Below are 9,144 nucleotides of genomic sequence, written 5' to 3'. Positions count from 1 at the left end.
ACTGTGAACACCAACAAGCACCGGACACCGGCTGAAAGTAACAGCCGTGACAGTGCCGGCCAGGCTTCAGGCCCGGAGTCAGCTGGCCCTAAAATGCCCGAATCCGATGGTAAGGACAGCTTCGATGAAGCCGTCACCGAACATCTCAACCAGGAAGACAGCGGCCAGGCAGCTGAAGAAACGCCCCGGGGAGGGGCGGAGGGCAAGAGGAACAGTCGACCGGCCCTGGAGGAACAGATTGAAGACGGAAATCCAGCGATAACGGACAATGAATGATGACGTCCGGCGTATCCGAGTTGCAGCGCAACGCGTGGAAGTTCCGGCCCGGGGCGGGGGATAGTCCCGCGCTGGTTCGACGGTGACAGTGGGCTCACCCGGGGGCAGGAAGCCAGGCTTTACATAGGCGCAAATTATCGGTGGTGGGCATCTGACCAAAACAGCGGAAACAGGGCCAGCGGAACCAATCTTTACTCTGTCGGATTTGTGGGCGGTTCAATTTGGTCGAAGGCGGCGGAGAGTTCATCCGCGGCGGGAAGGGCGTCCCGCTCCCCAGCCGGCAGAGTCTCGTAGGTGTAGGTGGATATCGCCATGGGGGAATCCGCGCGGCCCAACGCGTAGCGGACAGTGTGTTCGTTTTTGCTGCCGCAGATCAGGATGCCCACCGTCTCACCATGGACAGGGAGCTTGAGCTTGTCGTCGACCAGCGCGACATAAAAGTTCAGTTTCCCAGCGTATTCGGGCTGAAACTTCCCCGTCTTTAGCTCAATGACGAAATACCGAAGTTGTTGAACATGGAAAAATAACATGTCGATGTAGAAATCGTCCCCGTCGACGTCAAAATGCACCTGCCGTCCGACGAACGCGAACCCCGGGCCCAATTCGCGCAGCGTCTCGACGATTTTCTCCGTCAACGCCTTCTCGAGGTCTCTTTCGGCGACCTCGCCGGACAGGCCCAGGAACTCGAAAGCATACGGGTCCTTCGCAACCTGCTGCGCCAGTTCGGAATCTGGCGAGGTCAGCTGGCGGGAAAAGTTTGACGGCGCCACGCCGGTGCGTTCCATCGACTTGTTCATGATCATGTTCATCAGCACATTGCGCGACCAGCCGTATTCCACAGCGGCTGCCGCATACCAGTTACGGGGTTCGGCGTCGTTGAGCTTGTCGATTAAGACCATGATGTGGCCCCACGGCAATTTCCCAGCAGGCTGCTGGGAAATTGGTCCTGAACTATGCCAGGCAGCGGCGAAGGCGCGCATGTACTGCAAATTGCTCGGGGAGAGACCTTTCATCTCCGGGAACTCCCCGCGTAAATCCGTAGCGAGCTGCTTCACTACGCCTGTTCCCCATCCCTGGCGGTCCTGCTGGGTAAGGATTTCATTCCCGATGTGCCAATACAGCTCAATCAGTTGGGTGTTGACGGTGCGCTGAGCACGGACCCGGGCATCGCGGACCCGACGCTTCAGTGAATCAAGCGTCGACGCATAACCATCGGGAAGAACAATATCGGCACGGACCATGCCACCCATTCTTCCGGTACGGACCGCCCCCGGACGAATCAGCGCCCGCCACCGAGGGTCTACCGGCAGTAGGAACCGGCGATTTTTTGGCTGACGTAACAGCCCGTTATCGGCGTTAAAGGATGTCGAGTTACTTACTCGGCTGTTGCGGAGTCGGTGGAAGTCGCCGTCTTGAGCGGTGGCAGTGCATTTACGATTTTCATCGTTTCGACGCTGACGGCCACGATTCGCTTGACCAGGTCGACGATGTAACGTGGATCTCCCATCTCGTCGCACCAGTCGTTGGGGTCATTGACGATGCCCGACGCCTTATCGGTCTTGACTTGGTAGCGCTCCATAATCCATTCGATCGCGGACCGGGACCCGAGCATGTACTCGTACGCTTCCTCGGACTCTTCTATGTCTGTCAAGCCGCTTCCTGCACCTTTTGCGTCCGAGCCGCCGCAGCGAGAATCCTGAACACACGTCGGGCCAGATAGCGCTTGACGCAGCGCCGGATTTCCTTGTCGGTTTTGCCCTCGGCACGGCGTTTCTCGACGTAGTCGCAGGTTTCGGAGTCATAGGTCATTCGTGTGATTGCAGCCATGTGCAAGGCGCTGTTGAGTCTTCTGTCGCCGCCCCGGTTCAGCCGATGGCGCACCGTGTTCCCCGACGATGCAGGGATGGGATTCACGCCGGCCAGACAGGCGAAGGCTGCCTCGCTGCGGACCCGTCCCTCGTGGGACCACGCCACCAAGCATTTCGCCGCGGTCACCGCTCGGAAGCCCTTCTCCTCGAGCAGGGGTGCGGCTTCGCTGACCTCGACCAGCTCGTCCAACTTCTGCTCGTTAGACTTCAGCTGCTCTTCGAGGTCCAGGATGTGTTTTGCGAGTCGGACCGCCTCGGCGCGGGCGATACCCAAGGCCAGTTCTTCCTCGCGTTCACGCCACCGGGAGATCTCCTCGATCTGGACCGGGGTGAGCTTCCTGCGGGCATCAATTCCGAGGTCGTTGCTTCGTGCCAAAGCGTTTAAGGCGTTGATCGAACGGGTCCGGCCCTTGGTCATGGATTCACGGGCGGTCACCAGGATCCGCAAGCCTTGGCGGATCCCCTCGTTCAGGCGGGGACGGCGCAGTTTCTCAACCGGCAACGGCAGCACGGCCATCGCCATCCGGTGGGCGTCCAAGGCATCGGTTTTACCGACGCCGTGGTTCTTCTTGGCTTCCATGCGTGGTGCCTCGGTGACGGGGAAGCCGTGGGCGGCTACGGTGCCGGCGAGAATCGCTCCGTAGGACGCGGCTCCCTCGATGGCCCAGAGCGTATCGGCGTCGGCGTTGGTGCGACGTGCGACCCATTTGACGGCCCGATTGATACCGGCTGCAGTGGTCGGGAATGACTGTGTATCCAGCAGTGAGCCGTTGGTGGCGTCGATGATGGCGTAGACGTGGTTGCGTGCGTGAGTGTCGACACCCACGACAAATGGGTGGCAATGAGAGACGATATACAGAGCGGTCACCGTGCTTTTCCTATTGTGATGGACTTGGTTGGTGGCCGTTAGCGGCCGGTACCAGTCCGGGTAGGAATCACGACGGAACAGAACTGTGATGAGTCACACCCGTCAGGGCGGACAGTCTTCTAATCAAGCTACCGTGGTGGGCCGAACGGGTACCGGCCGCCCCACCTCCGCAGACGGACAAGTCCACAAAAGGACACCCTGAGGGCCAGTTATACCAAGAGTCACGCCTACAGGGTGGAGCGGCCGGTATCTATCCTGCCAGCCAGTCCCGGACCAGCTATAGCAAGTCTCACAGTTATACCAATCGACGAAGCCGGTGATGAATTCTCTGGCGTCGCTGATGGAGCCGAACCTTTCGGGAAATGCCGGGGCGTATTTGAGGGTTTTGAACCAAGCCTCGGAGTAGGGATTATCGTTCGAGGTTTTCGGCCGGGAATGACTTCTGGTCACGTTCAGATCCGATAGCAGAGCCGCTGTCGTTTTCGAGGTCATCGATGTTCCCCGGTCGGCGTGAACGACGGTCGGGATGCCATGGATACCGAAGATTTCCTTCATCATTTCCACCGCCAGCGGCCCGGACTCACGGGTGTGAACGTGGGCGCCGACGATGTAGCGGGAGTAGATATCGATCATCACGTAGGCGTCGAAGTACTGTCCTTTCACGGGGCCGGCGAGTTTGGTGATGTCCCACGTATAGACCTGGCCAGGGCCGGTGGCCACGAGTTCAGGCCGTGCCCGTGCCGGATGCCTGGCCAGACGGCGGCGTTCTTTGACCTGCCGGTTCTCGGCCAGCACCCGGTAAATAGTCGAGGGCGAACCGACGTATCTGCCCTCATCGAGCAGGCACGCATAAACCTGCAACGGAGCCTGATCAACGTAGTCTGCCGAGTCCAGGATGGTGATGATCTCGGCCCGCTCCCGCGGACTGAGTTTATTGGCAGGAGCGGCACGTACCTGCCGGGAAGGTGTGGCAGGCTGACGGGTGGCCGTGGCCCTCGATACCCCGGCCAGTGACGCCGCGTCGCGCGTCGGCATCCGGGCTTCGGCCAGTTCACGGTAGGCGCTCATCAGCGTTTCCTGTACCAGGGCTGCTGCTCCTCGCTCTCGGAGATGTCCTCCAAGAGCTGCCGTGCTTTTCCCATAATGTCCAGGGCCGCTTCGGTCTTTGCCAGCTTGCCCTCACTCACCTCCAGGCGCCGGCGTAGACGGGCGATTTCGGCTTGCTCAGCAGTGGGTTTACCGATTCTTTCGCCGGGCTTCTTTCCCTCGAGAACGCCGGCATCGCGGAGTTTGCGCCACTCAGTGATCTGCGACGAATACAGCCCTTCCCGGCGCAGGTACGCTCCGCCGCCGGAGCCGTCCCGGCAGGCCTGCTCGTAAGCGGCAAGATGGTCAAGTTTCTGTGCCGGGGTGAACGACCGACGAGGTGTCGGGCCACCAGCACGCGGGCCGGAATTACTCACGGGCCCATCTTCCCGCATCCGGGAAACCGATGAAATAGACATAAATGCTGAACCTGATTCTCGCCCTGCGAATTAGACGGAGTTGCTATGAGCCACTGGCCTCAACTCACCCTGACACGCAGGGACCCGGCCCATCAGCTCATCAAGGAACTCATCATTCATCAACTCCCGGGCAGCAGCCCGCGCAGGACGCGATCCCCTGCCTTGGGACGGCTCGTCAACGGCCGGCGAATCAGAGACAACCTCTTCATTTCTTGCAACAGACATGTGACACTCCTAACTGGCTCTTCAATACCAGATTCTAGGAAACCAACTTCCACAGTCCATCTGACACCCCCCACTGCAATGACCCGGCGCTCCCGTCGCGTCGGAACCCGGCGCGGAGACCGGCGCGGCCGTGACGAGCGGTCATACATCCCCTCCTCGCCGTGCTCCCGGTACCGCTCGGCCCATCGCTGAGCCGTCGGCACCGAGACCTGAAATCGTTCCGCGGCCCGGCGCAATGTCCAAAGGTCATCGACGACACATTTGGCCAGCCGCAGCCGCCCCTTGGGCGCGAGAATAGCGTTACGATGGGACACGGAAACCTCCTGGTGAATCGGTCGAACTCTTCGCAAGTCCCACCCTCACCCGGAGGTTTCCTTTATGTCACCATCGCCATGCCGATTTCACTAACCTTTGTGGTTAATACAGCTAACAATCAAGACTGACAAGACTGACATGACACAGACGACAAGAGATGAGGAGCACGATCATGATGAACGGCGGCGGCATGGGCGGTATGGGTCTGATGTGGATCTTCGGGTTGCTGGTGCTCGTGGGGGTGATCGTGCTGATAGTCGTGCTGGTGAAGGCTCTCTCCGGCAGATCCCCGAACACGGCCGGCCACGACAACAACCGTGGCCCGGGCACGGGTGGCGGCCGCGCGCGGGAAATCCTCGAAGAACGCTACGCCCGCGGGGAGCTGAGTACCGAAGAGTACCGGGAGCGGTTGCGGATTCTGGAGGAGGACAGCCGGTGAGCCCACTGACGCGCCGTCAGCTGCTGGCACTGGGTGCGGCAGGGGCCGGTGCCACAGCGGCCGGTGGGGCAGGTCTGTGGTGGACCGCCAGCAGCAGTCGCGAATACACCGCAGGCGGGAACCTGACCGAATCCAGGGTGCTGTCCAGCCGCGACCGGGTACTGGCACTGGATCTGGAGGCCGCCCCGACCCGGGTCCAGGTCGGAGGGCGTGAAGCCTCCGTGCAGACTTTCAACGGGTCCCTGCCGGGCCCTACGCTGCGCGTGGCGCCTGGGGACACGATCCGGGTGGCGATGACCAACCGGCTTCAGGCCCCGACGAACCTGCACGTGCACGGGCTGCACGTCTCTCCTGAGGGTAACAGCGACAACCCGTTCCTGAGCATCTCGAGCCTGTACCGGCCGCCCGAGAGCGGGTCATGGTGGTTTCCGACCTGTCTCTGGACGCCTCCGGCAACATGGCCGAGGTGAACCAGATGCAGCAGATGATGGGCCGGGAAGGCGAAGTAGTGCTCGTCAACGGCCAACCCCGTCCGCGGCTGACCGCCGCACCCGGGGAACGCGAACGGTGGCGGATCGTGAACGCCTGCCCCTCCCGGTACCGCCGAGGTGAACCAGATGCAGCAGATGATGGGCCGGGAAGGCGATGTCGTGCTCGTCAACGGCCAAGTCCGCCCGCGACTGAGCGCCGCACCCGGGGAACGCGAACGCTGGCGGATCGTCAACGCCTGCCCCTCCCGCTATCTACGGTTGCAGCTGGAAGGCCAACAGGTCCAGTTGCTCAGCCGCGACCTCGGGCGACTGCCGGTTCCCGAGGAGAGCACCGGGGTGCTCCTCGCTCCCGGCAATCGCGTCGAGTTGCTCGTCGAGACCACCGAAGGCTCCGCAAAGCTTGTGACAGCACCGGTGGACCGCGGCGGCATGAACGGCATGATGGGCGAGGGCCGGATGGGTGGCAACAGCGCCGGCGACGACGAGGCAATTGAACTGCTCACCTTCGAGGTGTCAGGCGATCGGGCGCAGACACCAAACCCTGTGCCCGCCGGCCCCGCGCTGCGGGACCTGCGCCAGGAACCGGTCGCCGCCCGCCACACCCTGGACTTCGCCATGGGAATGGGCGGTGGCGGCGCCATGATGGACGGCGCAGGCAGCGGGGAGAACACCATGATGGCCTTCACCATCAACGGCCGGGAATTCGACGCTGCGCGGACCGACACCGCAGTGGCGGCCGGGGCCGTCCAGGAATGGACCCTGACCAACTCCAGCCCCATGGACCATCCCGTGCACCTGCACGTATGGCCCATGCAGATCATCGACGACGGTGACCGTAACCTCTCCGAACCGAGGTGGCAGGACGTCGTCAACGTCCCGGCCCGCGGGCAGGTGAAAGTCCTCATCGCCTTCGAAGACTTCCCGGGACGCACCGTCTACCACTGCCACATCCTCGACCACGAAGACCAAGGCATGATGGGCACCGTCGAAGCCCGCTGACCACGGAATTACCGGAGTGCGGCCCCGTTGCGGAGGGCCTCAATGCCTAATAGTCGCGCTAAGGCGACCTGAACCTCGGGGAATGATTCCGTCCTGTGGAGGAAACGGGGGTCGGGGACCATTCCGCGGAAAAGTAGCGCTAAGGATCAATCCGATCGCAACGATTGCTTGCGTCGATCGTTGACAGAGCATGGCTGGTGAATATTTAACGGCTGCCGAAGAGGCGGCGTACGGGCGGTATGGGCATGGAGCTCCGGAACAGTCGGTGCTGGAGCGGTTTTTCTTCCTCGATGACTTGGATCGCGAGCTGGTGGCGAAGAGGAGGGGCGACCACAACCGGCTCGGGTTCGGACTCCAGCTTGTGACCGTTCGTCATCTGGGTGCTTTCCTGGATGATCCCGTGGATATTCCAACCGCTGTCGTCGATTTTGTTGCGGTGCAGGTAGGCGTGGCCGATCCGTCGTGTGTGAAGCGGTACGTGGAACGGAAGCAGACTCGGTTCGAGCACCAGTGGGAGATCGCCAAGGTATACGGTTTCGTAACTTACGCCTCGATGGAGACGGAGCTATTGGAGTGGGTGGACCGGCAGGCGTGGACCAGTGACGCGGGGCCGAAGACGCTGTTTTTCGCGGCGGTGGCCTGGTTACGCGGGCGCCGCGTGCTGTTGCCGGGAGTAAGCACCCTTCGCGACCAGGTGGCCGGCGTTCGGAAGAGGGCCGAATCCCGGTTATATGATGCTCTCGCTGCGGTGGTGACAAGTGAGCAGGCAGCGGCACTCGAAAGGGTACTTCTGGCCCCCGGACAGGGGCGGCGGTCCCAATTGGATTTGTGGCGTCATCCGCCACGCAGAGATCCATCGGGTCGGTCGATGATGAAGGCGCTGGGCCGGGTGTCCGAAATCGCGGCCCTGCGTCTGGGAGAGATCGATATCGCGGGCACGGGCGTTTCCAAGCGGCGAATGTTGCAGTTGGCCCGGTCCGGAATGAACGAAAAAGCGCCGAAACTTGCCCGGCTTCCGGACAGCATGCGAACCGCGACCTTGCTGGCCACGCTGACATGGCTTGAAATGAAAGCTATCGATGACGCCCTGGAACTCTTCGATTCGCTCATGGCCAATGAGCTGTTCGGGCGGGCGGCGAAGTCCGCGGACAAGGAGACGGTGAAGCGCTACCCCCGTGTGGCCAGAGACGCCGCGCTGGTCAAGTCCGTGGTGGAGGTGTTGTTAGAGGCCGAAGAGCTGGGCGAGAACATTCCACTGGGCATGGTGTGGGAAATGATCGAAAAGGCAGTCGGATCCAGGGCGAAGATCCGGGCGGCTGTAGCGGGACTGGCACAAATCACCCCGCCACCGCAGGCCGGGTCAGACGGGGCGTGGCGGGCAACGGTCATTGAGCGGTACAACTCGGTGAGAGGTTTCGTGAAACTGCTGTGCCAAAGCATCAGGTTCGGCGCCACCACCGACGCACAGCGAGTCCTGCGGGCCATGGAGGATCTCGCGCAGCTGCTCGAGGTGAAGGAGACGGCACGGGTTCCCAAGGGATACCTCGATGCCCGCAAGGTCGATGTGCAGCTCGTTCCGTCTGGCTGGTGGCAGAAACTGGTCTTCGCCAAGGACCGGCCAGAAGGCACGGTTGACCGCAATGCCTATGTGTTCTGCGTGCTGGAGCTGTTCCACGCCGGTCTCAAGCACCGCGACATCTTCGCGCAGACCTCCGAACGGTTCTGCGATCCCCGGGCCAAGCTACTGTCGGGTCCTGCGTGGGAGGCCGCCAAGGGGCCCGCACTGGGGGCGCTGCTGCTCCCGGAAAGTCCGGACGCTCTGTTGGCCGAACATGCGGAGGACTTGGACGCGGCGTGGCGTGCAACCGCAGGCGGCATGGTCACCAATACCGATATCACTGTTGACGCGGGAGGCAGGCTGCACCTCGGCAAGGACGAGGCCCTGGTCGAACGCCCGAGCCTGCTCGACCTGCGCAGACGCCTGTCCGGCATGATCCCGCAGGTTGACCTTTCCGAGCAGATCCTGGAAGTGATGGCATGGCAACCGGCGTTCGCGGCCTCGTTCACGGCCGTGTCCGGCAGCAGGACAAGACTTGCTGATCTCCATGTTTCGGTCGCGGCCCTACTGACGGGGCACGCACTGAACGTCGGGCTCTCC

General features: G+C 62.1%; 9 protein-coding genes and 2 pseudogenes. 5 read left to right on the top strand and 6 right to left on the bottom strand.

What is annotated here, in order from left to right; genetic code table 11:
* Window positions 1–276, top strand: a 276-nt coding sequence (locus tag Y707_RS22380; protein ID WP_026533728.1) for a hypothetical protein, incomplete at its 5' end; no start/stop codon positions are given.
* Between the two features lie 191 nt (window positions 277–467).
* Here Y707_RS22380 and Y707_RS0100955 read toward each other — a convergent pair.
* The 6 genes and pseudogenes from Y707_RS0100955 to Y707_RS29390 form a co-directional block, all read right to left on the bottom strand.
* Complete coding sequence (locus tag Y707_RS0100955) at window positions 468–1,517, bottom strand: PDDEXK nuclease domain-containing protein (protein ID WP_026533727.1); 1,050 nt, start codon at window positions 1,515–1,517, stop codon at window positions 468–470.
* A 134-nt stretch (window positions 1,518–1,651) separates the two neighbouring features.
* Window positions 1,652–1,927 carry a type ISP restriction/modification enzyme gene (locus tag Y707_RS0100950; RefSeq protein ID WP_026533726.1) on the bottom strand — a complete coding sequence of 92 codons (276 nt, stop codon included), beginning with the start codon at window positions 1,925–1,927 and terminating at the stop codon, window positions 1,652–1,654.
* Entirely contained in the window at window positions 1,924–3,012 is a 1,089-nt protein-coding gene (locus Y707_RS0100945) for an IS110 family RNA-guided transposase (protein WP_026533725.1), read from the bottom strand. Before Y707_RS0100945 ends, Y707_RS0100950 begins: the two co-directional genes overlap by 4 nt.
* 294 nt (window positions 3,013–3,306) lie before the next feature.
* Window positions 3,307–4,475 (bottom strand): annotated as a pseudogene (locus tag Y707_RS32470) (IS3 family transposase); the annotation flags it as partial.
* 72 nt (window positions 4,476–4,547) lie between these two features.
* Window positions 4,548–4,742 (bottom strand): hypothetical protein, encoded by a 195-nt coding sequence (locus tag Y707_RS31120; RefSeq protein ID WP_035779771.1) that lies wholly within the window; start codon window positions 4,740–4,742, stop codon window positions 4,548–4,550.
* Window positions 4,743–4,801: 59 nt separating this feature from the next.
* Window positions 4,802–5,056 (bottom strand): annotated as a pseudogene (locus tag Y707_RS29390) (leucine zipper domain-containing protein); the annotation flags it as partial.
* Between the two features lie 173 nt (window positions 5,057–5,229).
* On the opposite strand from Y707_RS29390, the gene Y707_RS0100930 reads away from it, so the two are divergent.
* The 4 genes from Y707_RS0100930 to Y707_RS0100920 all read left to right on the top strand — a co-directional run.
* The gene (locus Y707_RS0100930; protein ID WP_026533723.1) at window positions 5,230–5,496 is read left to right on the top strand and encodes an SHOCT domain-containing protein; all 267 of its coding nucleotides are present in this window, start codon (window positions 5,230–5,232) and stop codon (window positions 5,494–5,496) included.
* Window positions 5,493–5,966 (top strand): multicopper oxidase domain-containing protein, encoded by a 474-nt coding sequence (locus Y707_RS32465; protein ID WP_253905006.1) that lies wholly within the window; start codon window positions 5,493–5,495, stop codon window positions 5,964–5,966. The genes Y707_RS0100930 and Y707_RS32465 overlap by 4 nt, the downstream gene beginning before the upstream one ends.
* 147 nt (window positions 5,967–6,113) lie before the next feature.
* Window positions 6,114–6,986 (top strand): multicopper oxidase family protein, encoded by an 873-nt coding sequence (locus Y707_RS32460; protein WP_333782825.1) that lies wholly within the window; start codon window positions 6,114–6,116, stop codon window positions 6,984–6,986.
* Between the two features lie 190 nt (window positions 6,987–7,176).
* Window positions 7,177–9,144: DUF4158 domain-containing protein (locus Y707_RS0100920; RefSeq protein ID WP_026533722.1), on the top strand; the 1,968-nt coding region annotated here is incomplete at its 3' end.

The organism is Arthrobacter sp. H14 (genome assembly GCF_000520495.1).
Taxonomy (GTDB): domain Bacteria; phylum Actinomycetota; class Actinomycetes; order Actinomycetales; family Micrococcaceae; genus Arthrobacter_C.
Note: the sequence above shows the minus strand (reverse complement) of the source record. Positions and strands in the feature narration are given on the sequence as shown.